20 protein-coding genes and 1 tRNA gene are annotated in these 25,033 nt (G+C 38.7%); 12 read left to right on the top strand and 9 right to left on the bottom strand.

The genetic code is table 11. The features are described from left to right. Nucleotides 1-467: 467 nt before the first annotated feature. Nucleotides 468-1,832, top strand: coding sequence for an LLM class flavin-dependent oxidoreductase (locus RFH42_RS13450; RefSeq protein ID WP_308976227.1), 1,365 nt, complete (start codon nucleotides 468-470; stop codon nucleotides 1,830-1,832). Between the two features lie 61 nt (nucleotides 1,833-1,893). Here the strand turns inward: RFH42_RS13450 and RFH42_RS13445 are convergent, their stop codons facing one another. Then, on the bottom strand, nucleotides 1,894-2,958 hold the full coding sequence (locus tag RFH42_RS13445; protein WP_308976226.1) for a sigma-54 interaction domain-containing protein: 1,065 nt from the start codon (nucleotides 2,956-2,958) through the stop codon (nucleotides 1,894-1,896). Nucleotides 2,959-3,380: 422 nt separating this feature from the next. Between RFH42_RS13445 and ssuD the strand changes: the two genes are divergently transcribed. The 3 genes from ssuD (at nucleotide 3,381) to RFH42_RS13430 (ending at nucleotide 7,023) form a co-directional block, all read left to right on the top strand. Continuing rightward, nucleotides 3,381-4,532 carry an FMNH2-dependent alkanesulfonate monooxygenase gene (gene ssuD, locus RFH42_RS13440; protein WP_308976225.1) on the top strand — a complete coding sequence of 384 codons (1,152 nt, stop codon included), beginning with the start codon at nucleotides 3,381-3,383 and terminating at the stop codon, nucleotides 4,530-4,532. Between the two features lie 104 nt (nucleotides 4,533-4,636). Next, nucleotides 4,637-5,836 carry an acyl-CoA dehydrogenase family protein gene (locus RFH42_RS13435; protein ID WP_308976224.1) on the top strand — a complete coding sequence of 400 codons (1,200 nt, stop codon included), beginning with the start codon at nucleotides 4,637-4,639 and terminating at the stop codon, nucleotides 5,834-5,836. A 116-nt stretch (nucleotides 5,837-5,952) separates the two neighbouring features. Further along, on the top strand, nucleotides 5,953-7,023 hold the full coding sequence (locus RFH42_RS13430; RefSeq protein ID WP_308976222.1) for a sigma-54 interaction domain-containing protein: 1,071 nt from the start codon (nucleotides 5,953-5,955) through the stop codon (nucleotides 7,021-7,023). 71 nt (nucleotides 7,024-7,094) lie between these two features. Here RFH42_RS13430 and RFH42_RS13425 read toward each other — a convergent pair whose 3' ends face one another. The 3 genes from RFH42_RS13425 to msuE form a co-directional block, all read right to left on the bottom strand. Then, the gene (locus RFH42_RS13425; RefSeq protein WP_308976221.1) at nucleotides 7,095-8,333 is read right to left on the bottom strand and encodes an acyl-CoA dehydrogenase family protein; all 1,239 of its coding nucleotides are present in this window, start codon (nucleotides 8,331-8,333) and stop codon (nucleotides 7,095-7,097) included. A gap of 29 nt (nucleotides 8,334-8,362) precedes the next feature. Then, the gene (gene sfnG, locus RFH42_RS13420) at nucleotides 8,363-9,493 is read right to left on the bottom strand and encodes a dimethylsulfone monooxygenase SfnG (protein WP_308976219.1); all 1,131 of its coding nucleotides are present in this window, start codon (nucleotides 9,491-9,493) and stop codon (nucleotides 8,363-8,365) included. 86 nt (nucleotides 9,494-9,579) lie between these two features. Further along, nucleotides 9,580-10,251, bottom strand: coding sequence for an FMN reductase (gene msuE / locus RFH42_RS13415; protein WP_308976218.1), 672 nt, complete (start codon nucleotides 10,249-10,251; stop codon nucleotides 9,580-9,582). A 496-nt stretch (nucleotides 10,252-10,747) separates the two neighbouring features. Between msuE and RFH42_RS13410 the strand changes: the two genes are divergently transcribed. After that, nucleotides 10,748-10,823 (top strand) — tRNA-Gly (locus RFH42_RS13410). Nucleotides 10,824-10,953: 130 nt separating this feature from the next. Here the strand turns inward: RFH42_RS13410 and rtcR are convergent. Then, nucleotides 10,954-12,549, bottom strand: coding sequence for an RNA repair transcriptional activator RtcR (gene rtcR / locus RFH42_RS13405; protein WP_308976217.1), 1,596 nt, complete (start codon nucleotides 12,547-12,549; stop codon nucleotides 10,954-10,956). A gap of 255 nt (nucleotides 12,550-12,804) precedes the next feature. On the opposite strand from rtcR, the gene RFH42_RS13400 reads away from it, so the two are divergent. Genes RFH42_RS13400 through rtcA form a run of 3 tightly spaced genes read left to right on the top strand, consistent with a single transcriptional unit; the run spans nucleotide 12,805 to nucleotide 15,667 of the window. Then, complete coding sequence (locus tag RFH42_RS13400; RefSeq protein ID WP_308976215.1) at nucleotides 12,805-14,073, top strand: RtcB family protein; 1,269 nt, start codon at nucleotides 12,805-12,807, stop codon at nucleotides 14,071-14,073. A gap of 4 nt (nucleotides 14,074-14,077) precedes the next feature. After that, on the top strand, nucleotides 14,078-14,578 hold the full coding sequence (locus tag RFH42_RS13395) for a hypothetical protein (protein ID WP_308976214.1): 501 nt from the start codon (nucleotides 14,078-14,080) through the stop codon (nucleotides 14,576-14,578). A gap of 36 nt (nucleotides 14,579-14,614) precedes the next feature. After that, the gene (gene rtcA / locus RFH42_RS13390; protein ID WP_308976213.1) at nucleotides 14,615-15,667 is read left to right on the top strand and encodes an RNA 3'-terminal phosphate cyclase; all 1,053 of its coding nucleotides are present in this window, start codon (nucleotides 14,615-14,617) and stop codon (nucleotides 15,665-15,667) included. Nucleotides 15,668-15,813: 146 nt separating this feature from the next. Here rtcA and dhbA read toward each other — a convergent pair whose 3' ends face one another. The 3 genes from dhbA to RFH42_RS13375 all read right to left on the bottom strand — a co-directional run bounded on the left by dhbA (nucleotide 15,814) and on the right by RFH42_RS13375 (nucleotide 18,529). After that, nucleotides 15,814-16,599, bottom strand: coding sequence for a 2,3-dihydro-2,3-dihydroxybenzoate dehydrogenase (gene dhbA, locus RFH42_RS13385; RefSeq protein ID WP_308981629.1), 786 nt, complete (start codon nucleotides 16,597-16,599; stop codon nucleotides 15,814-15,816). A gap of 25 nt (nucleotides 16,600-16,624) precedes the next feature. Then, on the bottom strand, nucleotides 16,625-17,260 hold the full coding sequence (locus RFH42_RS13380; RefSeq protein WP_308976211.1) for an isochorismatase family protein: 636 nt from the start codon (nucleotides 17,258-17,260) through the stop codon (nucleotides 16,625-16,627). A 96-nt stretch (nucleotides 17,261-17,356) separates the two neighbouring features. Continuing rightward, the gene (locus RFH42_RS13375) at nucleotides 17,357-18,529 is read right to left on the bottom strand and encodes an isochorismate synthase (protein WP_308976210.1); all 1,173 of its coding nucleotides are present in this window, start codon (nucleotides 18,527-18,529) and stop codon (nucleotides 17,357-17,359) included. Between the two features lie 563 nt (nucleotides 18,530-19,092). Here RFH42_RS13375 and RFH42_RS13370 point away from each other — a divergent pair. Further along, complete coding sequence (locus RFH42_RS13370; protein WP_308976209.1) at nucleotides 19,093-19,566, top strand: PadR family transcriptional regulator; 474 nt, start codon at nucleotides 19,093-19,095, stop codon at nucleotides 19,564-19,566. Nucleotides 19,567-19,575: 9 nt separating this feature from the next. Beyond that, a complete protein-coding gene (locus RFH42_RS13365) occupies nucleotides 19,576-20,400 on the top strand; it encodes a siderophore-interacting protein (RefSeq protein WP_308976208.1) in 825 nt (274 codons plus the stop codon). A gap of 72 nt (nucleotides 20,401-20,472) precedes the next feature. Here RFH42_RS13365 and RFH42_RS13360 read toward each other — a convergent pair whose 3' ends face one another. Then, the gene (locus RFH42_RS13360; RefSeq protein ID WP_308976206.1) at nucleotides 20,473-21,771 is read right to left on the bottom strand and encodes an MFS transporter; all 1,299 of its coding nucleotides are present in this window, start codon (nucleotides 21,769-21,771) and stop codon (nucleotides 20,473-20,475) included. Nucleotides 21,772-22,504: 733 nt separating this feature from the next. Between RFH42_RS13360 and RFH42_RS13355 the strand changes: the two genes are divergently transcribed. After that, on the top strand, nucleotides 22,505-23,872 hold the full coding sequence (locus tag RFH42_RS13355) for an NAD(P)/FAD-dependent oxidoreductase (RefSeq protein ID WP_308976205.1): 1,368 nt from the start codon (nucleotides 22,505-22,507) through the stop codon (nucleotides 23,870-23,872). 347 nt (nucleotides 23,873-24,219) lie between these two features. Continuing rightward, nucleotides 24,220-24,780: a LuxR C-terminal-related transcriptional regulator gene (locus RFH42_RS13350; RefSeq protein WP_308976204.1), complete on the top strand. Its 561-nt coding sequence runs from the start codon at nucleotides 24,220-24,222 to the stop codon at nucleotides 24,778-24,780. The last annotated feature ends 253 nt before the right edge of the window (nucleotides 24,781-25,033 follow it).

Raw genomic sequence — 25,033 nt, 5'->3', positions numbered from 1 at the left:
TCAAACACTATATTAGAAATGTCTTTTTAATAGTAAAAATGGTGATGCAGTGTTGTCTCAGCAACAATTTTCTAAACTGCCATATACCTTTAACTCAAATGCATCAGTAGCTCTAAATATAATGATGTGTAATTTATCCTAAGCAATCTGTTTATAGAGCAACATCAAATAAACATAACAGTGCCTTAATCTAGACACCAAAGCCAAAAAATTAAAATAACTAATTGAATTTTATAATTATATTTTTATGGCATAGATTATGCTTCAGTAAACTCTCTTATTTCTCTTAAAAATACTGAATAACGGATCTCCCCACATGTTCAATCTTAAGCCAATTTATAAATATGACGAAAAGCCTATTTCGAAATCAATGCTCATCTACTCCTGTGCTTGTAGAACAAATAAATCATGATCTCAAACATAACAATCAGTTCACACCTTCATAACGTTTGAAATAGGCAATCAACATGACTAAACAAATTCGCTTTAATGCTTTTGAAATGAATTGTGTCACACACCAATCCCCAGGATTATGGCGACATCCGAGAGATCGCTCTTGGCAATATAAAGATATTGAATACTGGACAGACCTAGCAAAAATTTTAGAAAAAGGAATTTTTGACGGTATTTTCATTGCAGATGTACTTGGGACTTATGATGTATATCATCAAAGTAATCACCATGCTTTACAAGGTGCAGTCCAAGTGCCTGTCAATGACCCTCTACAACTGGCCCCTGCAATGGCTACTGTTACTCAGCATCTGGGTTTTGGAATTACAACATCTATTTCCTTTGAACACCCTTATCCTTTTGCACGGCGGATGTCGACTCTAGACCATCTCACCAAAGGCCGAGCAGGTTGGAATATTGTCACTTCCTACTTATCTAGCGGTGCTAAAAATATTGGTCAAACAGATCAATTGTTACATGATGATCGTTATGAAATTGCTGATGAATACTTAGAGGTCTTATATAAGCTTTGGCAAGGCAGTTGGGCGGATGATGCCGTTATACGTGATGCCCAGTCTGGAATTTTTATTCACCCCGAAAAAGTTCAGCCAATTCAGCATAACGGTCAGTATTTTCAAGTACCTGGTATTCACATCTGTGAACCTTCACCTCAACGTACCCCAGTACTCTACCAAGCAGGCGCATCATCTCGTGGTAAACAATTTGCAGCCAAACATGCTGAATGTATTTTTATTTCTGTACCCTCAAAAAGCCTATTAAAGCGCTTTGTTACAGATATTCGTCAGGCATTAATTGCTGAGGGCCGCGAACCCGACAGCGTTTATATTTATACCCTAGTCACAATAGTCACTGGAGCAACAGATCTTGAAGCTCAAAATAAATTCAATGAGTATCGTCAATATGCCAGTCATGATGGTGCTCTTACTTTAGTTTCAGGCTGGAGTGGTGTTGATTTCGCACAGTTTGGTAAAGATGACCGAATTCAATATATTAAAACTAATGCCATACAATCATTATTGGAATCTTATAGCAGTGCCGACCCAACCCGATCTTGGACCGTAGATGAAGTTGCTAAATGGACAAGTATTGGTGGTAATGGCCCTGTGTTCGTTGGTTCAGCTCAGACCATTGCAGATATTTTACAGGAATGGACTGAAGAAACAGGTGTAGATGGATTTAATCTTGCTTATGCCATCGCACATGAAAGCTTTAATGACGTTGTAGAATATGTTGTTCCTGAATTACAAAAACGCGGTATCTATCCGAAAGAATATAAAGAAGGAACATTAAGACATAAGCTTTTCGGCCAAGGAGATTACCTTAAACACCCACATACGGCAGCTCAATATAATCACCAATAAAAACAGAGGTGCAACTATTTGCACCTCCTCTTTTTTAATTTACAAACAAATGAATGTTCAATTAAGCGCGTATATTGGGTTCAAGAAAGCCATGTCTGATTAAACGCGCACGAATAATATTCCGACTAACACCTAATAATTTAGCTGTATGTAGTTGGTTTTTATGGCAATACTCATAAGCAGCTTGAGTAATTTCAGCCTCCAAACGCTCATCTAAATTAGAAATTCCCTGTTCAAACCATGCCAATAATGTCTGTTTTAAAGACTGTCCATGATTGGCTTGATAAATCAGATCGTCATGTACATTTGACAACAATTTATGTTTGAATCCTGAAAGTTGAAAATCATAACTCTGAATCAAACCATTTTTACAAATTAATAAGGCATGATGAATCGCATTTTCAAGCTCGCGTATATTGCCAGGCCAATGATATTCACAGAGTAACTGCTGTGCTTCAGTCGTTAGTACTGCTGGTGGTCGTTTCAAGCTCATTGAATAGTCTTCAATAAAATGTTGTGCCAACGGTAAAATATCGTCTATACGTAACCGAAGAGGCAATATACTCAGCGACGCAACTTTAAGTCGAAAATATAAATCTTCCCGAAAATTACCTGCATATACCGCCTCTTCTAAACGAATATTGGTTGCAGCAATTACACGAACATCAATTTTTTTTGTTTTTCTTGAACCCACTCTTACAATTTCATTTTCTTGCAAGATTCGCAAAAGCTTGACCTGAATATTTGGTGAGAGATCACCAATCTCATCAAGAAAGATTGTTCCTCCTTCTGCCGCTTCAAACCACCCCATTTGCTGACTGATCGCTCCAGTAAAAGCCCCTTTTTCATGACCAAATAATTCAGTTTCTGCCAAAGTATCAGAGAGAGCACCACAGTTCACTGCAATAAAAGGTTGTTGACGTCGGTGACTATGTTGATGAATCTGACGAGCAACCAACTCCTTCCCTGTACCTGTTTCCCCAATAATTAAAACTGTTGCTTCACTAGGTGCAATTTGTGAAATATAAGACATAAGACGCTTGGAGTTCTGATCTTCAAATACATAAGCACTGGCTTTGACTGTCCGTGCTAACTGCCGTGATTCAGGATGTTTTACAATATCCATGACGATCTCCAATACCCTACATGTTTGGATTAAAGTAATTTGATCTGAGGTCTAATCACTCAGCTTTAATCTTGATAAAAAATGAAAAATTCAGGATGCCCAACGCTGATTGAATAAACGTTAAAATCAAAAAAACATAATGAACAATAAGCCAAATCTAAATTTTTACGCTAAAAAAGACCAATAACATAAACTGCTATTGTTATTCGCTTTACTTATTAATTTACATCAAGCCCCTAATTTAAATGTTGCTGAACTGGCAGGTCTAGCGGTGTTGCCTCAGCAACAGTAAATCAACAGCTCAGCTGTACACTAACAATAATGCTTTAGGCTAAAAATATATCTTATTGATAATAAACAAAATAATAATTGGCATAGCACTTGCTATGTCATGAGTATTAATTTTTTAAAGATGAATTTACATGAATATCTTCTGGTTTTTACCTACACATGGTGATGGACACTTTTTAGGAACAAGTGAAAATGCTCGTCCAGTTTCGCTGCACTACCTACGCCAAATTGCACAAGCAGCAGACCACCTTGGTTATTATGGTGTATTAATTCCAACTGGGCGTTCTTGTGAAGATTCTTGGGTGGTTGCCTCCGCTTTAGCCCCACTCACTGAAAAATTACGTTTTCTTGTCGCCATTCGCCCAGGGATTATTTCTCCCACTGTTTCAGCACGTCAGGCTGCTACTTTAGACCGTTTATCCAATGGACGTTTACTCATTAATGTTGTTTCAGGGGGGGATCCTGATGAAAATTTTGGTGATGGTTTATTTTTAGATCATAGTGAACGTTATGAAGCTGCCGATGAATTTTTACAAATATGGCGACGTGTTTTACAGGGTGAAGCAGTCGATTTTTCAGGTAAACATTTAAACGTAAAAAATGCCAAAATTTTATATCCACCAGTACAAAAGCCTTATCCACCACTGTATTTTGGCGGCTCGTCTGAAGTTGCCCAAGACTTAGCAGCCAAACAAGTGGATGTATATTTAACATGGGGCGAACCACCAGCTGCGGTCGCAGAGAAAATTGCGCAAATTCGTGCTAAAGCCGCCAAACAAGGTCGTACAGTTAAATTTGGTATTCGTTTACATGTCATTGTACGACGTAGCAATGAAGAAGCATGGGCCGCAGCAAATCAATTAATTGAACACATTTCCGATGAAACCATTGCTAAAGCACAACAATCCTTTGCTCGCTTTGACTCAGTAGGCCAGCAACGGATGGCTGCACTCCATGGTGGAAAACGAGATCATTTAGAGGTATCACCCAATCTCTGGGCAGGTGTTGGTTTAGTACGTGGTGGTGCTGGGACAGCCCTAGTTGGAGATCCTGAAACAGTTGTAGCGCGTATCAAAGAGTACGCAGACTTGGGCATTGAAAGTTTTATCTTTTCAGGCTACCCACATTTAGAAGAAGCTTATCGCTTTGCTGAATTAGTATTTCCGTTATTACCAGAGCCTTATGCAAGTTATGCAAAATTTGGGCAAACCAATTTAACGGGGCCTTTTGGGGAAATGATTGCGAATGATGTTATTCCACAAAAACAAACTGTTAACGGTTAAATAGACGACCAACAACGCTTGTGACCCTCGTGTCACAAGCGGATGTAAGCACTTTGAGCATGCAATAACTCAGTTTTAAAATTAATCCTTGATAGGACATTACCATGAATGTTTTAAGTCAAAACCATCGTCTACATTGTCTTTCTGATGCTGAAACCACTGCACAAACTCTTGCGCAACAGTTTGCACTCACAGCAGTTGAACGAGACCGTACAGGAGGTACAGCAAAATATGAAAGAGATTTAATACGTCAAAGTGGTCTACTGGCTTTATCAATTCCTGCTGAGTTTGGAGGTTTGTCTGCTCGCTGGCAAGATGTACTGAATATCGTTCGAATTTTTGCTCAAGCCGATAGTTCACTTGCACATGTCTTTGCATTTCACCATTTACACCTAGCCACCGTGCGTTTATTCGGTCATACCTCACAATGGCATAATTGGTTCAAGCTCACAGCTGAGAAATCTTGGTTTTGGGGGAATGCACTCAATCCACTTGATAAACGAACCATCGCCAAACCGCAACAACAAGGTTGGTATGAGTTTTCAGGAAAAAAAAGCTTTTGCTCTGGCGCTATTGATTCGGAAATGCTCATTGCCTCCGCGGTAGATGAACAGACAGGAAAATTATTTATTGCAGCAATTCCCAGCGCTCGTTCCGGTATTACGCTCTATCATGACTGGGACAATATTGGTCAACGGCAAACCGACAGCGGCAGTGCTATTTTTGAACGAGTGCGTATAGAAAACAAGGATCTATTATTAGACCCTGGCCCACTGAGTACGCCATTTGCATCCTTACGTCCTCTTTTAGCACAATTAATTTTTATCAATATGTTTTTAGGCGTGGCCGAAGGGGCTTTTGCTGAAGCGCAGCACTATACCCAAACAGAAGCAAAAGCTTGGTTTTTATCTGATGTAGAACATGCCAATGAAGACCCATATACCCTACGGCATTATGGTGAATTTTGGTTGCAACTCGAATCACTTCGTCTACTCAATCAACATGCAATACAGAAATTTCAACACGCATGGGATTTAGCTGACAAACTCACCGTAACAGAGCGTGGAGAAGTTGCACTCAGTATTGCAACAGCAAAAGTCGCAGCAACTCGCACCAGTCTCGATATTACCAATCGTATGTTTGAAGTGATGGGAGCTCGGGCAACCCATGCCGCGCTTCGTCTAGACCGATTTTGGCGCAATGTCCGAACCCAGACATTACACGACCCTGTTGAATATAAACTAAAAGATATAGGTAATTGGGCATTGAATAATCGTTATCCTAAAGCCTCTTTTTATTCCTAATCATATTCATTTCCCTTTAATCTATAATCAAGCACCTATTTCACAGATGCCCCCCTACTCATCATCAAATAACGCTTTGTTGTATAGTGATCATCGAATAAGTGAAGGACCAAGCAATGCCACACAATATTATTACACTGCCTGAAATCACCCAACGGAGTCATTCACACAAAGCCACTGCACAAGTATTTAATGATCCTGAATCTCAAAAACTATTTGAATATATTCAACAAATTGCACCAAGTGATGCCAGTGTTTTAATTCATGGAGAAACAGGTACAGGGAAAGAACTGATCGCACGACAAATACATGAACATAGTGCACGCCGCCATCAGCCTTTTATTGCAGTGAACTGTGGTGCTTTTTCAGAGGCTTTGGTTGAAAGCGAACTATTTGGTCATGAAAAAGGGGCATTTACAGGGGCTTTATCCAGTAGTGTAGGCTGGTTTGAAGCAGCTCATGGTGGCACATTATTACTTGATGAAATAGGTGACTTATCCAAACGTATTCAGGTAAAACTTTTAAGAGTATTGCAAGAGCGAGAAATTGTACGCTTAGGTTCACGTAAAAAAATTGATGTAGATGTGCGTATTTTGGCGGCAACTAACGTCAGTTTAGAACAAGCCATTTTATCTGATCAATTCCGCGAAGACTTATATTATCGTCTCAATGTTGTGAGTTTAAATATTAAACCGCTCCGAGAGCGTCAAGGCGACATTATCCCTTTGGCACAGCATTTCATTGAAAAGTATCATATTCAACTGGGTTACGATAAAGCGCATCTATCACCTAATGCGAAAAAGAAACTCATTGAATACTGGTGGCCAGGTAATATTCGTGAACTTGAAAATATGATTCATCATGCTTTACTCATTTGCCAAAATAATATGATCGAAGCTGATGACCTGTCTTTATTGGCTCCTCCTCGACCTACTCCACTTGCTGAAGAACATAGTAAAACTGAAACGTTGATTGACCCTAAACTCAAAGCTGTATTTCATGAGTTTTTCCAACATCATCAAGGCGAGGTCTATAGCACAATTGAGCAACAACTTTTACGTACTGCCTATCATTATTGCCATAAGAATCAAGTTAAAACAGCCCAATTACTGGGTTTAAGCCGTAATATCCTTCGCGCAAAATTAATTGAAATAGGTGAGTTAGTCATCAGCAAACACCATGATTAAACTCAATCCAAATTAAAAAGTGCCTACTGACCAATAAGCACTTTTTAATATTGCACGAAAGTGATAAATGCTCATGATGCCTTCTGTTTTACACCACCTCCAATTTGCCAAACATAAATGGGTTCTTTTGCATTAACGACCCAATCCCCAATAATTTTTTCTTTATAGATAAGTGGATTATGAGAAGCAATGACCCTTGCATTCCGCCAGAAACGATCCAATGATTTTTTACGACTGGTCGCTGAAGCCCCTAGAGTATCAAATAGTTTACTACTGAGTTCTAATACCAAATCTGCAATAACCACTTGCCCCTGTGCCGACTCAATTTCAGCTGCAATATTTAACAGTGTTTCATTTTCTTCATCTTGAACAAAATGAGCCTGATATGCTTGCTGTGCAGTATGCGCCACTTGCAGCGTAATCGCCTCTGCAGCATATGCTTGTGCCGAAGCTTTACCTATCACTTGTAATATTTGCACATCCTGATCCACTCGCTCACTATTGCCATGACTAAATACACGAGTACGTTGCTGGATCTGATGCTTAAACTCATTAACAGCTGCATGTGCAATACCCGTTAAGGCAGCCAAATGAAACAGCTGATAAAACGCTGTTTGATATTTAAAGCGCTGTTCAAATGCAATCAACTCCTCTACCTGTGCATTCACTAACGTTGTTGTGCCACTGCCCGTTGTCCGCTGTCCAAAACCATCCCAATCATTTTCAATCTGAACGCCATCTTGCGCTGTACTGGTTACAGCAATGACCGCTTCCCCTGTTTCGGTAACTTGTGCATAGAGATCTAACCATTCTGCAAAAATACTTCCAGTGCTGTAATATTTTTTACCATTTACTCTATACTGCCCCGCTTCAACAGTGACCTGCGTAATAACCTCTCCAATTTTAACTGCACCAATTTCTGTCCATGCATTCCCAACTGTTTCTCCAGCAACAAATCGCTTAAACCAATGACTTTGATCATTATCTCTATGTGCATTTAAACGATCCTCCACAAAAGCAAAATGCCCGCGCAAAGCCTGTGTTACATTTGAATCAGCCTTAGACAGTTCAATGAGCAATTGAAAAAGCTGTGGTATTGAAGCCCCATCGCCACCATGTGTTAAAGGTACACGTACTGCAGTAAAACCAACTTCTTTTAACCATTGAATAGCTTCAAACGGTAACTCACCTTCTTGCTCACGCTGTTGGCTACCTGCTGCTATTTTTGCAAATATCGGACTGTATTTGCTCAATAATGCGTTGTAGTCTGCACACGGCGTTATATTTGAAATATCAAGTAAACTGCTCATTATTGATTTCCTTTTATCATCTGTGATGCTCAAACTGTCTCAATAGAGAGCGGTAATTTGCTATTTGTCCGACTATTTTCAGCTTCTAACTGACGTACCAAGGGCAAGACCTTTGCACCAAAATATTCAACTTCTTCAATAAAATGTAAAAAAGCAGTTAAAATCAGATCAACTCCAACTTCTTTTAACGCCACAATACGTTCTGCAACTTGTTGTGGCGTACCAATTAAATTGGTCTTAAAGCCATCATTGTATTGCACTAGATCTTCAAAACTAGATTTTGCCCAATTGCCCTCACCTTCAGGACTTGCAGCACCAGCCTGACGGGTTGCATCTCCAAAGGCTTTAACCGCTTCAGGGTTAGCCTGATCAATAATATCTTGTAAAACAGCAAGTGCTTCTTGTTCCGTATCTCTTACAATTACAAATGCATTCACCCCAATTTTGACTTGATGATGATTTTCTTGTGCTTTGTTACGAATATCGGCAACTTGCTGTTTAATACCCTCAATACTGTTCCCATTGGTCAAATACCAATCTGAAACCCGTGCAGCCATATCTCGAGCAGCACGAGAGCTGCCACCTTGAAATACTTCAATGTGAGGTTGTTGCACTGGCTTTGGCTTTAAGGTGTAGTCTTTAAACTGATAATATTTACCTTCAAAACTAAAGTTATCCTGTGTCCAAATACCCTTTAGACTACGAATAAACTCCTCAGAACGCACATAACGTTCATCGTGTTCAGGCCACGGCTCACCAATTGCATCAAACTCACCTCGAAACCAACCACTCACAACGTTAACCGCAATACGTCCATTGCTAAGTTGATCAATTGTGGCCAACTGTTTAGCAGCCAAAGCTGGTTTCCAAGGTCCTGGTAAAATTGCGGCAATGACTTTGAGCTTCTCAGTCGCGGCTAAAATTGCATGGCTAAAAGACACCGATTCATGTTGATATTCGGCTCCATAACCTGCAGTAAACCTGATTTGTGTTAATGCATACTCAAAACCATTTTTTTCTGCCGCCTGAGCTAAACGCCGATTGTAATCAATCCCCCAGTCTGTACGTTGTTCAATATCACTGACCACCAATCCACCACTGACATTGGGTACCCAGTAAGCAAAAAGGATCTGTTCGGTATTTTTTTTATTCACTGGCATCGTAAAACTCCACATTTCTAAATGAGATATCTCGCTAGATACATTGTGAGTTCAGCACAATGTGTAGATCAGTTCACTTGGCTTACTTATGCCAGCAATGCCAAACGCTCAACAGGCTTTAACACCACTTGTTGTGAAGTTGCAGCATCGTTTTGAGACGCGTTATTGTCATTTTTAGGCTCTAATTCATTGTTTGAAGATTTACTGGAAAATAAAAACTGAGGTACAGCACGTGTTGTTGCTAACTGAATTCGTTCTAATAACAACTGATTAGTCACTTTATAATGTTCAAAATCTTTATCGGTTGCAAATACACCTATGGGCAAAGTTTGAGCTTGGAAAAAACTAAATAACGGACGGAATTGATGATCAATAGTTAAAGCATGACGCTCACTACCACCCGTTGCAGCTAAAAGCACAGGCTTATCGACTAAGGCAAATTGATCAATATAATCAAATAAATGTTTAAATAAACCGGTATAAGATGCGCGATAAATTGGGCTAGCAACGATTAAAGCATCAGCCGTTTCAATTTGAGTTAAAGCTTGCTGTACTTCTATGGCAAGTAAGTCACGACTTGCCGCACCATTTAATAAATGCCCAATTTGACTGAGCTTGACGTACTCTACTTCAAACTGAATATGTTGTTTTAACTGGACTAAAATCGCATCAAGCAAACTTTCTGTTTTAGATGGTGTATTGGGAGCACCTGATACAGCAACAAGTTTAAGTGGACGAATAGAAGATAGAGAACTCATAGTAAATCACCTTTTTTAATAACCCAGTTTTCAATGCACAGGTTATTTTGGTTAATGTATATATCTCTATGAGCTAAAAGCATGCCAACTATTTTTTATATAATATTCAATTGGTTATAAAATTAGATCGGTTTTTATTTTGTTATGTTTTCGCTATTTTGCTGATATGCTGTTGCTCTAACAACACTCAACAAAACCAACTACACTTTAAAAAATCATGTTCAACTTACAATCACAGCACCAACAATAGCGACTTTAATTTTTTGTTCCATAATTAAATTTCAAACTATTTCCCATGATGGACAATATGAATGATTTTTTAGGATGTATTCAATTCATATTTTTTTCAATAAGCGATCAAAACTACTGATATTTCAACCTTTATAATCAAGTAAGCTCTTTTTACTACTCATTTTGATTTAATTTTATTCAATTAAATCACCCTACTATAAAAAAACCTTGACCACTCCATTTGATACTGTATTATAGGCCGCATGCGGGAATAGCTCAGTTGGTAGAGCATAACCTTGCCAAGGTTGGGGTCGGGAGTTCGAGTCTCCTTTCCCGCTCCAGATTCAAAAAAAAGCCTCAAGTGAAAACTTGGGGCTTTTTTATTATGAATTTTTACATACTGCTATTCCAATATAAATCCACTAAATAGATCACATTATTAGCTCCGATCCCTCAGCTGCACCAATCTACTCAATATGCAGAATGAAACTGATCCCAATTTAAACCAAATTTATTCAGATACTTTTTGACTCGGTCACTATCATTCGTTGTATTCCGCTGTTGGCGAGAAACTGCAAAAAGCTGTCGTCCAGCATCCGCCATTGACTTGGCACTCTCACAGACCTGCATTACTCCACGCAGTTGAATCTGGTCAAATTCATCCATTTCATTTAGCTGCACTTGATCTAAATACTTAAGTAAAATATCCACTTCCTTCGGTGAAGTTTGAACGGACCACAACTGCTTTAAACGATGAATTTCTTTTTCTACGGTTTCCGAACGAATCAACTCACCGCTTGATAATGTCGCCATACGTGTCACACTAGCAGTCAAATCTCGGAAATTACCCTGCCAAACAGCTTCCTTCGATTGAGCAAATTTCAAATAAACATCGAATGCATCACGGTGAAAACGCAATTGTCTTTGATGACTTGTTGCAAAGCGTTGTAATTCAAATTCAATATTCGGTGCAATATCTTCGACGCGATCTTTGAGATTGGGTAAAAAGAATGTCCATGTATTCAATCGTGCCCATAAATCCTCACGAAATGCTCCTGATCGCACTTCAGCTCTGAGATCTTTATTGGTTCCTGCAATCAACTGAAAATTTGCATGAACTTCGCTATCACTTCCAACAGGGAAGAAAGATTTATCTTCAAGTGCCTTCAGCAACATTGCCTGTTCATCTAAACCGAGTTCACCAATTTCATCTAAAAATAAAATACCTTGATCAGCACTTTTTAGTAGCCCTGAACGTGAAGCTGCAGCACCTGTAAATGCACCTTTAATATGACCAAACAAAGTAGACATAGCACTGTCACCACGCAAAGTAGCACAGTTCACATCAATAAAGCGCCCACTCAAATGAAACTTATCTTTTTTGAGTTGAAAGATTTGTTTGGCTAAATGCGATTTCCCAACACCTGTTGCACCCATAATTAAAATTGGCGCACTTGAGCGTGTTGCAACCAACTCTACTTCGCTAATCAACTGATTAAAATCAGAATTATATGTGGAGATATTCGCTTTAAGTTGTTGCCAGTTATGTTGTTGTTCATCCTCAAAACGCTGCTTTAACACATCATATCGAGATAAATCCAAATCAATAATGCGATACTCACCTTCTGGCGTTTTATCTTGATTAGGCGCACTTTGAATCAACTGGGCAGGCAGATAATTGGCATCAACAAGCAGATACCAACAGATTTGGGCCACATGCGTACCTGTCGTGATATGTAAAAAATAATTATTTTTTTCAGTATCAAACAAATAACTTTTCACAAAATCATACAGAGCACCATAAACTTCAGCAAAATCCCATGGATCACGAATACTCACTCGATGCCCTGAAATTACGGTTGATGGTGACAGAGTTTTAGCATCTTCTTCAAGAAATTTTACTAAATTATGGTGTTGCCGATCATGCAATAAAACCAGCTCATCTACCATAAGATCTTCATGCATGAGCAGACTTAAGGTTGGACGCCAACGCTGCCAACGATCAGGGCGCTTACCACGGTCTAGTGTTGAACCGACAAAACCAATGACCACATTACGTTTATTCATTTCAATGTTTTTATATAAAATTAGATATAAATATATATAAAATGATATTCATCAACAACATATAAATATCACCAGCATTTTAAATGCACGCAAACAAACCTATTTATTACTTATTTTTCAATAAGTTAAAATAAATAATCTATTTATTTTCAAAGTTGGCATAACCATTGCGAACATATAAATGCGCAACATCATTAGGGTATTGTGCATATCACCCACCTATAAATAGTAGGTAGGCTTTGCAAGGAAAATGAAATGTCGATCGTTGAAGAAATTAAACAACAAGCTCAACTTGAACAAGAGCAACAACGTGCCTATCAAGTGTTAAAAAATGAAACCAGTATGCCCGTAAAAATGTGGACGAATGGTGTAATCGTTGATGACAACTCAAAACGTCAATTACTACAAACAGCACAAATGCCTTTTATTTACAAATGGATGGCAGTAATGCCAGATGTTCATTTTGGTTTAGGTGCCACCATTGGCAGCGTCATTCCAACCAAAGGGGCGATCATTCCTGCTGCGGTAGGTGTTGATATTGGATGTGGGATGATGGCAACACGTACCAGTTTAACTGCATCAGATCTACCTGATCATTTATATGGTTTACGTACTGAGCTTGAACGCCTAATCCCCCATGGCATGACCAAAGGTCATGGACGAGATCGTGGATCTTGGGAAACACCACCTGAGCTGGTGGATCAAGCATGGGCCGATTTAGTTACCGATTTTGAACTGATTTGCTCCAAATACCCTCGCTTAAAGAATACCAACAATAGAAAACAATTGGGAACTTTAGGTACAGGAAATCACTTCGTAGAAATCTGTTTAGATGAACACGATCATGTTTGGATAATGTTGCACTCAGGTTCACGCGGTGTGGGTAATGCCATTGGTAATCACTTTATTGAACTTGCACGTAAAGATATGCAAAAGTACTTTATTCACTTACCGAATAAAGACTTAGCTTATTTGGTTGAGGGAACTGAATATTTTGATGACTATTGGTTTGCTGTCGGTTGGGCCCAACGCTTTGCTATGAAAAACCGTGAAATCATGATGCAAGCTGCGATTAAAGCTTTAGCAACGATTATTGCTAAGCCATTTAATGCAAAACTTGAAGCTGTGAACTGTCACCATAACTATGTGCAAAAGGAAGAACACTATGGAGAAGAAGTCATGGTGACGCGTAAAGGCGCTGTCAGTGCTAAACGAGGACAATATGGGATTATTCCAGGTTCCATGGGAGCGAAGTCCTTTATTGTCCGAGGACTTGGAAATCAAGAGTCATTCTGTTCATGTTCACATGGTGCAGGTCGTGTCATGAGCCGTACCGAAGCTAAACGCCGTTTTACTGTTGAAGATCAGATTGCACAAACTGAGGGTGTGGAGTGTCGTAAAGATAAAGAAGTGATTGATGAAATTCCATCTGCCTATAAACCAATTGAAGATGTGATGAAAGCACAAAGTGATTTGGTTGAAGTCGTTTATACCTTAAGACAAGTTGTTTGTGTTAAAGGATAAGATTATGCCAAACGATTGTATAAAGAAACTTAATCATCTCTTAGAGGGGCTATGTATAACTGCAAATGCTCTAGATCCAGATTTCCATGCACGATTCGACTGTTATGTAGAACTATTACATTTCGATAAAAATCTAGCAATTGAGGATAACTTCAAACACTTCTTTAGAGTTGACTCTTCTTGGAAAAAAATGGAGAAAATGAAGGATCCTCTGCACATTGCTGATTGGGAATTTCAGATGAGTAATATGGGAACTCCTGATAAAACAATGAGTTATTTTTTTCACAGAAATCTCTTTTTTACGTTGAACGCTAGGCAACTCAGCGTAATTTCTGGTGATTTAAAATCACATTTTGAAGGTATGATTGAAAAACTCATATCTGCCCAACAGGGCTATATATGTCCACCAAGCACATACATTCCAGCATATGTTCAGCATTGGCAGCATCTTTATCTTCAAGGTACAGATGCTACAATACTGATCACTTTTGAAGCTAATACTTAGCTTAATATTGGTAAATAAAAAATAAGGAAAATATACGTGAATAAAGCTTTGGCCAATATGCCAGCAGCCATTCAGATTGATGGTTCACAAGGTGAAGGTGGGGGACAAATTTTAAGAACCGCTCTTGCTCTTTCAATGATTACAGGTCAAGCATTTGAATTGACTAACATTCGTGCAGGGCGTAAAAAACCAGGCCTAATGCGCCAGCATTTGGTCTGTGTGCAGGCATCTCAACAGATCAGTCAAGCCTATCTAGAAGGTGCTGAGCTTCATAGCCAACGTTTATACTTTGCTCCACAGCATGTACAAAGTGGAAAATACCAGTTTCAGATTGGCTCTGCAGGCAGTACCACTCTAGTTTTGCAGACTCTTTTACCTACTTTGCTCTTACAAAAGGGAGTGAGTGAGCTGACCATTTCTGGCGGCACACATAACCCACTCGCCCCAACAGCAGATTTTATAGAGCACTGTTTTTTACCTACCCTAGCCAAACTTGGAATAGAGAGTGAGTTTAAGTTGAATAAAGCTGGCTTTTTCCCCATTGGTGCAGGTGAAATTCAAATTAAAATTCAACCATGGCAACACCAAAACAAATTATGTTTATTAGAACGTGGCGATCTACAAAGAACTGAGGCCTTTGCCGCAGTATTAAATCTTCCTGAACAGGCACAAATCGTACAACGTGAATTAGCAACTTTAAACAATGGACTGAAATTAGATAAACAACAGCAATTTTTCCTAAAGGGTATCAGCCAAGGAAATACGGTTTATGTCCAAATTAAATCTACGCATCATAACCAATTGTTTACAGCATTAGGTGAAAAGAGAAAAAGTGCAGAACAAATTTCTGATCATTTAGCTGAACAGGTAAAGCAATATCTAAAATCTCATGCAGCTGTAGATGAATATTTGGCTGATCAACTACTGCTCCCTTTAGCATTGGGTCAAGGGGGGGAATTTACAGCACAATGTATTAGTGAACATACACGCACCCAAGCCCATATGATCGAGAAGTTTATCGATTGTAAAATTGAGTTCGTCGAGTTAAATGCAAATCTATTTCAAGTTAATGTGTATGCTGCATCTTAGAGATAAAAAACGATATACAAACAGAGAGTTAAGCCACTGCCCATATCAGGGCTTAACTTCTACTTTTAACTTCGTTATTTATTTTGGAGCACATGATGATTTTTCTAGATGATTTCTTGCTGTAGTTGCATGTTGATGTTTCCTGATTATCGACCCAGCGTTGCGCCACCATCGACAACGAGATCATGCATGGTGATATGAGTCGCTTGATCACTGATGAGAAACAGCACTGCGTTTGCAATATCTTCAGCCAAAGCTATTTTTTGTAATGGAATCCCCACCTTATATTCAGCCAGATTTCCTCGAATGGTTTTCTGCTCGCCAGACTGATCATGCCAAAGCTGTTGAAGCATAGGGGTTGCTGTTGAACCAGGCGAAATAATATTGACTCGCACTCCAAACTCAGCCAATTCCAAACCAACAGTTTGACTAAAACTCGTTAATGCAGCTTTTGATGCACCATAGGCGGCCATCTTCATACGTGGTGCATGTGCAGCATTTGATGACACCATCACAATGCAGCCTGAGCATTTCTGACGAAAATATGGACTAAGCTGTTTTAAAAAATAGAAAGGGGCAAATGTATTGACCTCAAAAGTATTTTGCCATGCTTCCAGCGGCAGTGTGTCGTGATCATCCAGATGTAAGACCCCTGCTGCATGAATAAAATAATCAGGGGGACGAGAGGTCATCAAGGTTTGACACAATGTTGTTACCTGCATGGCATCGCTTACATCACACTGATGTAGCTCTGCCAACCTATTGTTATCAACCTGAGGTACACAGCAGTCAAATCCCACAACATAAATATTGTGTTCGTTCAACTGCTGCATAATCTGAGCACCGATCCCCTGATGAATACCTGTTACCCACGCAACTTTTTGAGTCTGATGATTTGTGATGATATCTTTGTTCTCTTTTGTCATATTCATGCTTTATTTATTAAGTAACCCATCTTTAGATTGAAGAGGTCATGATGTGTTTAACATCCTCAACCACGCCCAAATTGCGCTGTACATACTGCAAAGCAAAAAGGTGATCCTTCAAACTAAAATCAGCAACAGAGTCACCCACAACAAAAGGTTGGATATCATTCATAAATGCTTCAGCAGCTGTTTGTAGCACGCCGATATGTGCATAGACACCACAAATGATGAGTTGATCTTTGCATGTGTCATTTAATGTTTTTTGCAAATCAGAACGATAAAAAGCGCTATAACGCCATTTCGTTAGTAAGTGATCTTGTTCATTGGGTGCCAATTTCGTAACGATATTCGCTTGTTCTGGATAGGCAGTTAATCCCGCCCCCCACATGTCGTTTAATAACGCTCGATCTTGATCTTCTTGTTGAGCAGGTTGTGCTGTGTAAAACACAGGAATATTATTTGTGACACACCAAGATTTTATCTGAGCAATATTATCTATAACTTTTTGCATCAGTGGGGAATCTTCACCATAGAAATGAATAAAATACTCCTGCATATCGTGAATCAATAAAGCAGCACGATTTTTCTCAATTTTCCAATTTACTTTTGCCGCAGGATAATCTTGCTTAAATGGGAGTTCATAATTCTGAATTTTTGGAATCGCCATGATTTTACCTATTCATTGTATATAAGTTTAAATGCTCTTTTTTTCAATTCATCTTGTCATCAGCACTAGTTATTCAAGATGATGGAGGCCTAGAAATTAGAATGCTACCTTTACATTGAGCGTCTTCAATATGGTTTGCATCTTGGCCTCAGTCTCATTCCATTCCAGTTCAGCCTCTGAACCCGTGACGATACCTGCACCGGCATATAGACGAATTCTTTTCTCACTCAATAAACCACAGCGAATCGTCACAACCCACTCACCATTGCCATTTGAATCCATCCAACCAACTAGGCCTGTATAATAATGACGATCATATCCTTCATTTTTTAAAATAAAATCTTTGGCGAGCGCGGTAGGAGAACCACAGATTGCAGGTGTAGGATGTAAAGCCAATGCCAATTGCAAAGCATTGGCCTGCTCTGATTTCAGTTGCCCCTCAAATACTGTAGAGAGGTGCAACATTGTTGAGGTCTTTATGATTTCAGGCGGATCTGAAAATTTTAACTGCGTACAATAGGGCCTTAAATTACTTAGAACACTATCTACAACAATACGATGTTCATATAAGTCCTTTGCTGAGTGATAAAGTTCGTGTACGCGATGCTGATTTACACCGCCATCATGGCTAATTGGCCGTGAACCAGCTAAAGGATTACTGCGAATAGATTTGCCTTGTTTTGAAATTAATAATTCTGGACTCGCCCCGAGTAGATGCGCCCCACCCTCAACAGGTACAACAAAACTAAAAGCTTGAGGATTTTTTTGTGCAAGGATCATTCCCAGTGCAAAAGGGTTTTCAGGCTTCACCAATTCAAAATCGATCGCTTGTGATAAAACAACCTTTTGTAAATGATGAGATGCGAACTGTTGTAGTGCTAAATCGATCATCTGATTAAAATGTGTCTGCTGAACTAGACGCTGTTGTTGGTGAAACTCAATACACGGGTAATGGCTGATATACTGCTGATCGTCAAATGTAGTCTTCTCAATTTTTCTATAATGACGATAAAAATTTAAAGTAGCAGGCTTTGTCGTATCAAAGGGTATAACGCCAATTAAAATCGGATCAGCATGCTGTGATTGTTTTAACTTTAAAAAAATATCTCTAATTGTTTTACTTAGGATTTCCTGATCATCTGTGGATAGGTAAACTCTTTCTTCTAAATCTGTTGCATAAATGTGATGATTCTCAGTTAAAAAACAAGAAGGCTTTGCATCAACTTGTGCTTCAAGAACATCAGCAATGGGTAAACTCATATCATTCATAAAGGCTCCCGCGCCATGACACGTGTATAGGCTAAATTTATTACTCGATAAAACCATCCACACTAATCGATTTGTTAAAAACAATATTGATAATTATTATCATTTAAAATATAAAATCCGATGTGTTTTTATAATTGCGGGAAAACATTTGATTTTAAAAAGTTTATCAAAATTGAGCTGGCTTAATTTTTGTACTTTATTCTACTTTTCGTTTATCTGAATTATATAGTGAGGATATTCTTCTGTATCCCAAAACTTGGTTTACCCAAACAAAAAATGCGATTAACTTGTGAAAAACTAGAAAAGAAAATAATTCTTACTTATACACACCTCACCCTAGGGTAATGTCTATGTTGATCATACTGCTGCACACTCAACAATATTCCCAATTCTATAGATCTTCAAACTGGATCATACAGAGCCACCTATTACAAATCCAAGTATAGTTATTCGCAGATGGACCCTTATTTAGATATATCTTTTTTATAAAAGAGAATCATTCTCTATTGTAAATTAAATAAAAAAGATATATCTTTTTTAAAAGCCAATTTAGGAATATCACAATGCAAGTACACAAAACACAGCGGCAACGTGGCTTCGGTCATGGTGGTTTACGCTTGGTTGTATTGCATTTGTTGTCTCAACAACCTAGACATGGTTATGAATTAATTAAAACCATAGCCACCTTAACCAACAATCTTTACCGACCTAGCCCTGGGATTTTATACCCATTACTCACCGAACTAGAGCAGCAACAACTGATTGAACAATGCCTGACTGAAGGTGATCGCCGTAAACAATGTTACCAATTGACCGCTGCTGGACAGCAGCGCCATCAAGAGGAACAAGCGCATATTCAACAGATTTTGCAGCACGTTTCTCGGTGGTCGAAATATCCCAAACGCGTGGTACAAGCCATCGAAGATTTCCGCTATGAACTCCATGAGTCTCTTTCACAGCAGTCTCTAAATGAAGAGCAAACTGAAAAATTCGTACAAATACTCAAACACACCTTAGAACAGGTCAAACAGTTATAGGATACTTTCATGACTATCACACATGATAAAAAACCGTACCGTGTAAAACATGAATTAAAATTTCGTCAAATTGAAATTCAACAAATTCAACAACTCACCCCATCATTACTACAAATTATATTTACAGGTGATGACCTTGCAGACTTTATCAGTAGCGGCTTTGATGATCATGTAAAGCTATTCCTACCCAACACTGAAACTGGCGAAATGGTCTTGCCAACATTAAGTGAAAATGGCTTAAAGTTTCCAGAAGGCAAATCACCAATCATGCGTGACTATACCCCACGTGCCTATGATGTGAAGGCCAAAACACTCACTTTAGAATTTGCAATTCATGAAGCTGGGCCTGCAACGCTATGGGCACTTCAAGCAAAAGTAGGCGATAAAATTGCTATTGCAGGACCTCGTGGTTCAATGGTTATTCCAGAGACCTACCAGCATCATATATTATTTGGTGATGAAACAGCATTACCTGCAATCGCTCGACGTTTAGCCGAGTTGCCTGCATCAGCACATGCATTAGTGATTGTGGAAGTAGACAGTATTGCCGACCAACTCACTTGGCAAACAGAGGCACAAGTCCAAACGCATTGGTTACATCGTCAGGGTCAGGCCGCAGCCAGTAGTGTTTTTTTCGAGCAGGCACTCACCCAAATACAACTCCCTAAAGATGATTACTATATTTGGATTGCAGCCGAACTCAAGGTGGCACGTCACTTAAGAAAACGCCTAGTAAATGACTTTGCTGTAGATAAAGCATGTATTAAAGCTGCTTCATATTGGCAAAAAGGCACTGAGAATAGTGGTCAAACGCTCCCAGATGATGAAGATTAAAGGGTAGTTGATTTTAATTTTTGACCTGACTGAGCCTTTAAAATTGCAAAGTCAGGTCAAAGCCAGCATTCATCAAGATGCTAATTCATCCTTAGGCATTAGTGCACTACAGCACAAAGCCAAAACAGCCATAGACAATACATAAATTGAAATAAGATGTGGGCTACCCTGTCCAACACTTAATAATTTGGTGGCAATCAAAGGTGCAATACCTCCCCCCAAAACACCTGCAAGCTGTACCGAAATTGAAATACCACTATAACGAATCTCAGCTGGGAACTGACGTGCAAACAACTGTGACTGCGGTGCATACATAATCGGAAACACCACACCAAGCGCCAATACAATTGCAAGCCATATCCAGAATGGGTCTTGCGTATTTAACATGGTAAAGAACGGGAAACTATATAAGGCTAAGATTGCCAACCCAAACATAAACATATTACGCTGCCCCACTTTATCAGATAAATATCCACATAAAGGGGTGGTAAATAAAATCAACCCTGCCCCACACACAGTGGCAAATAAAATTTCTTGGCGTGCAATGCCGAGCTGTGTAGTGGTATAAGCCAGCGCGAAAGTCGATGCAATATAAAACCAAGCATTTTCAGCAGCACGAGCAATAATAATTGTAATGAGTGGCTTGGAGTGATTCTTAAATACCTGAACTGCAGGAACTTTAACTTCTTCGGCCTGATCTTTCACTTTTTCAAAATCGGGAGACTCAGGCACTTTTATTCGAATATACCACCCCACAAATAACAACAGAATGCTGGCGATAAAGGGTAAACGCCAGCCCCAGCTAAATAAGGCTTGTTCAGGTAGTAACGAGACAAACCATAACGCAATTGAGGCAAGCATCAGGCCACCACCAGCACTCGCCTGTGGCAAGCTTCCCCAAAAACCTTTTCCACCTTCTGGGGCATGTTCTACAGCCATTAAGACTGCACCGCCCCATTCTCCTCCCATTGCCATACCCTGTATAAAGCGCAAAACCACTAAACAAGCAGCAGCCCAATAACCAATGCTTTCGTATGTTGGCAATAGACCAATGAGGACAGTTGGCACTCCCATTAACATAAGAGTAAGCAATAACATAGACTTGCGACCTATTTTATCGCCAAAATGACCAAAAACAATGCCACCTAAGGGACGCCCAATAAAGCCAACAGCATAAGTTGCAAAAGCGGCAAACACACCACTCAGTGGATCTAATTGAGGAAAAAATAATTTATTGAAAATTAATGCCGCAGCGGCACCATAAATAAAGAAGTCATACCATTCGATGGTCGTACCCACCATACTGGAAACACCAGCCAAACGATGTGAGGATTTTTTTGTGTCTACATGAACCTCGTGATCTAAAGTCATATTTCTCCCTGTCCTTAAAATTATTCTGTCCTATATTTATCCGTCGTTTTAATACATGAACTCTGCTGAAACCTTGAGTTGAAGCCGTTCTCCATCACTTTAAATATAGGACAATATTTTAAAATTAATTTTGCTTATTTTTTAAATTTGAAGCAGTCAATAGTGCAAGTCAATCCTACTAATTACTTAAGTAATTACTCATATTAAATATTTATTGGATACAAATTTAATACAACTTATTTTAGGCATTTTAATACCAATTAATAAATAAAATAGCAAAGATTAAATAGCTCTAAAAAGATAGATTATTTCCTAAAAATACATATAAAATCACATCATAATTTTTTGTTACATTAATAGTATTTTTCAGATATTAACTCATCAAAATCCCATATTATTTACTCAAAATCAAGGTGATAAAAACTCACAGAACAAACCCTCACAAAAAACATATAACCCATTATTTTATATAAATAAAATAAAGTTAATCTAAAATTTTTTTCGATGCAAAAATCTTATATAAAATACAATTAGAACAACATTTAAAATCAATGAAATATTTTAACCATTTTCCAATCAATTTAAAAAAATCATGAAACGATTTAAAAAACACGTTAGTATCATTTTTATTTTTTACGATGAACCCTATAACAATCTCAATGTGAAGCAGCAAAATAATGCAGCTTGGAGCCTACATATTCACATTAATATTGTTATGCCTTCGGAGAATTTAATGAAACGTATTGCAATTATTGGAGCAGGCCCGAGTGGTTTAGCACAACTCAGAGCATTTCAGGCGCTCAAAGAAAAAAATATCGATATTCCTGAAATTGTCTGCTTTGAAAAACAACAAGACTGGGGTGGATTATGGAATTACACCTGGCGTACAGGTGTGGATCAAAACGGAGAACCTGTGCATGGGAGTATGTATCGCTATTTATGGAGTAATGGTCCTAAGGAAGCTTTAGAGTTTGCTGATTATTCATTTGATGAACACTTTGGTCGTGCAATTCCGTCCTACCCACCTCGTGAGGTACTTTGGGACTATATCAAGGGTCGTGTCGAAAAAGCTGATGTGCGTCAGTATGTACGTTTTCAACATGCTGTTCGTTATGTCACATTTGACCAAGACAGCCAGCAATTCAATGTGACCGTACAAGATTATCAACATAATCAAATCTACGATGAAACTTTCGATTATGTCATTGTTGCTTCAGGACATTTTTCCACCCCACGTGTTCCCGAATATCCTGGCTTTGAGCAATTTACTGGGCGTCTTATTCACGCACATGATTTCCGTGATGCAGTTGAATTTCAAGACCAAAATATACTTATTGTGGGGAGCAGTTATTCTGCTGAAGATATTGGCTCACAATGTTACAAGTATGGCGCGAAACAAATTATCAGTTGCTATCGCTCTAAACCCATGGGCTTTAAATGGCCTGATAACTGGTCTGAACGTCCATGTCTAAAATATGTCGATCAAGATACTGCTTATTTTGCAGATGGTAGCTCAGCCAAAGTGGATGCCATTATTTTATGTACTGGTTATCTGCACCATTTCCCATTTATGCAAGATCAACTGCGCCTAAAAACACATAACTGCTTGTACCCTCTCAATCTTTATGAAGGTGTAGTTTGGGAAGACAATCACCAGCTGTTTTATTTGGGTATGCAAGATCAGTGGTATACGTTTAACATGTTTGATGCACAAGCTTGGTATGTCCGTGATGTTATACTTGGGCGTATTGAATTACCTGATCGAGCGCACATGCAACAACAGGGCCAACAACTGCATGAACAAGAACAGCAGCTTGATGACATAGCCAAACTGATTGAATTTCAAGGCCAATATGTTGAAGGTCTAATTCATCAAACCGACTATCCAACTTTTGATATTGAGCAGGTCAATCAAATTTTTCTTGAATGGCATCAACATAAATACGATGACATTATGACTTTCCGTGATAAAACCTACCGTTCAGTAATGACAGGTACCATGGCCGCAAAACACCATACGCGTTGGCTCAAAGCCTATGATGACTCTCTTAAAGCCTATTTAGCGAAAAAGGCTTTAAAAAAGGAAGTCTCCTTAAGCTAAAACCCTATTCTATTCACTAAAAACAATACTTGGTTTAATACATTTATGCTGAGTATGGTTTTTGCATTGTAGTGACAATACAAGGGGTGCTTTCAACTGCTTATCATGACTTGAGTATTGTCACTGTAATTTGAAATAACCAAATAAACATGCATCTGAACCAGTCTTTATTTGTATTTTCATATTGGAACAGGCAGTAATTCAATGAATAATGCTTGCCTCAAATTTAATTTAGCTTTTCTTTTCTCATCTTAATTCAATTACATTAAGCGTAGAACATAGATGACATCGGTTACGCTGTTCAGTTATATTCAATATGGGATTAATTTTCAGTATGGACACTGGATATGAATTATCAACAGCTTGCTTTTGAACATGCTCCAGCAGCAATTGTAGTACTCAGCCAACGCCGAATGATGGCAATGAATCAGGCTTTCGAGCAACTTTTTGGTTATAGTAAACAAGATTTACTCAATCAATCGATTGCCAAACTTTTTCCAAGTCAGGAGGACTATGAAAAAATTGGTCATGATGCCCTGCAAGGATTATTAGAACAACGCAGTCTAGGCTACTCCGACCAACGTTTCATGCAGCATCAAAATGGTCAATTATTTTGGACCCAAACACACGGGCACACCCTCACACCCGAAGATCCTTTTCAACTGGCTGTATGGCACTTCGAACGTAAAGATCAATTAACACCAAAATTACAACTCAGTAAGCGTGAAACAGAGATTACACAATATATTGTTAATGGTTTAACCTGTAAAGAAATTGCCAAGTTACTTGGTCTATCACACCGAACTGTTGAAGTTCATAAAGCCAATTTAATGAAGAAATTAGGCGTTAGAAATAAAAATCAACTCAGCTCTAAAATCATTACCACTATTAGCTCTAAATTTATGTAATGGAGGTAATAGCATTCAATTATTTTATCCGATGGAGCGTAAAACCTCATCGTTCAGGGTGAGGATATAAGCGACTGGCGTAAGCCATATGACATATTTCGTCGCTTAACCTTATGCTATAAGGTTTTTGGCATTTTAAATTGCTATAATTTGGCTATGAAAACCCTTAAATTACACATAAAAGACAAACATTGTAAGATGCTAGATCAACTTGCATCAGAGGTTAATTTTGTCTGGAACTATGTTAATGATT

Origin of the sequence: Acinetobacter rudis (assembly GCF_031157835.1) — a bacterium.
Classification (GTDB): domain Bacteria; phylum Pseudomonadota; class Gammaproteobacteria; order Pseudomonadales; family Moraxellaceae; genus Acinetobacter; species Acinetobacter rudis_A.
Note: the sequence above shows the minus strand (reverse complement) of the source record. Positions and strands in the feature narration are given on the sequence as shown.

Coding starts and splice junctions, on each gene's coding strand:
- RFH42_RS13450 (WP_308976227.1), top strand. CDS start 468: ATGACTAAACAAATTCGCTTTAATGCTTTTGAAATGAATTGTGTCACA.
- RFH42_RS13445 (WP_308976226.1), bottom strand. CDS start 2,958: ATGGATATTGTAAAACATCCTGAATCACGGCAGTTAGCACGGACAGTC.
- ssuD (WP_308976225.1), top strand. CDS start 3,381: ATGAATATCTTCTGGTTTTTACCTACACATGGTGATGGACACTTTTTA.
- RFH42_RS13435 (WP_308976224.1), top strand. CDS start 4,637: ATGAATGTTTTAAGTCAAAACCATCGTCTACATTGTCTTTCTGATGCT.
- RFH42_RS13430 (WP_308976222.1), top strand. CDS start 5,953: ATGCCACACAATATTATTACACTGCCTGAAATCACCCAACGGAGTCAT.
- RFH42_RS13425 (WP_308976221.1), bottom strand. CDS start 8,333: ATGAGCAGTTTACTTGATATTTCAAATATAACGCCGTGTGCAGACTAC.
- sfnG (WP_308976219.1), bottom strand. CDS start 9,493: ATGCCAGTGAATAAAAAAAATACCGAACAGATCCTTTTTGCTTACTGG.
- msuE (WP_308976218.1), bottom strand. CDS start 10,251: ATGAGTTCTCTATCTTCTATTCGTCCACTTAAACTTGTTGCTGTATCA.
- rtcR (WP_308976217.1), bottom strand. CDS start 12,549: ATGAATAAACGTAATGTGGTCATTGGTTTTGTCGGTTCAACACTAGAC.
- RFH42_RS13400 (WP_308976215.1), top strand. CDS start 12,805: ATGTCGATCGTTGAAGAAATTAAACAACAAGCTCAACTTGAACAAGAG.
- RFH42_RS13395 (WP_308976214.1), top strand. CDS start 14,078: ATGCCAAACGATTGTATAAAGAAACTTAATCATCTCTTAGAGGGGCTA.
- dhbA (WP_308981629.1), bottom strand. CDS start 16,599: ATGAATATGACAAAAGAGAACAAAGATATCATCACAAATCATCAGACT.
- RFH42_RS13380 (WP_308976211.1), bottom strand. CDS start 17,260: ATGGCGATTCCAAAAATTCAGAATTATGAACTCCCATTTAAGCAAGAT.
- RFH42_RS13375 (WP_308976210.1), bottom strand. CDS start 18,529: ATGAATGATATGAGTTTACCCATTGCTGATGTTCTTGAAGCACAAGTT.
- RFH42_RS13370 (WP_308976209.1), top strand. CDS start 19,093: ATGCAAGTACACAAAACACAGCGGCAACGTGGCTTCGGTCATGGTGGT.
- RFH42_RS13365 (WP_308976208.1), top strand. CDS start 19,576: ATGACTATCACACATGATAAAAAACCGTACCGTGTAAAACATGAATTA.
- RFH42_RS13360 (WP_308976206.1), bottom strand. CDS start 21,771: ATGACTTTAGATCACGAGGTTCATGTAGACACAAAAAAATCCTCACAT.
- RFH42_RS13355 (WP_308976205.1), top strand. CDS start 22,505: ATGAAACGTATTGCAATTATTGGAGCAGGCCCGAGTGGTTTAGCACAA.
- RFH42_RS13350 (WP_308976204.1), top strand. CDS start 24,220: ATGAATTATCAACAGCTTGCTTTTGAACATGCTCCAGCAGCAATTGTA.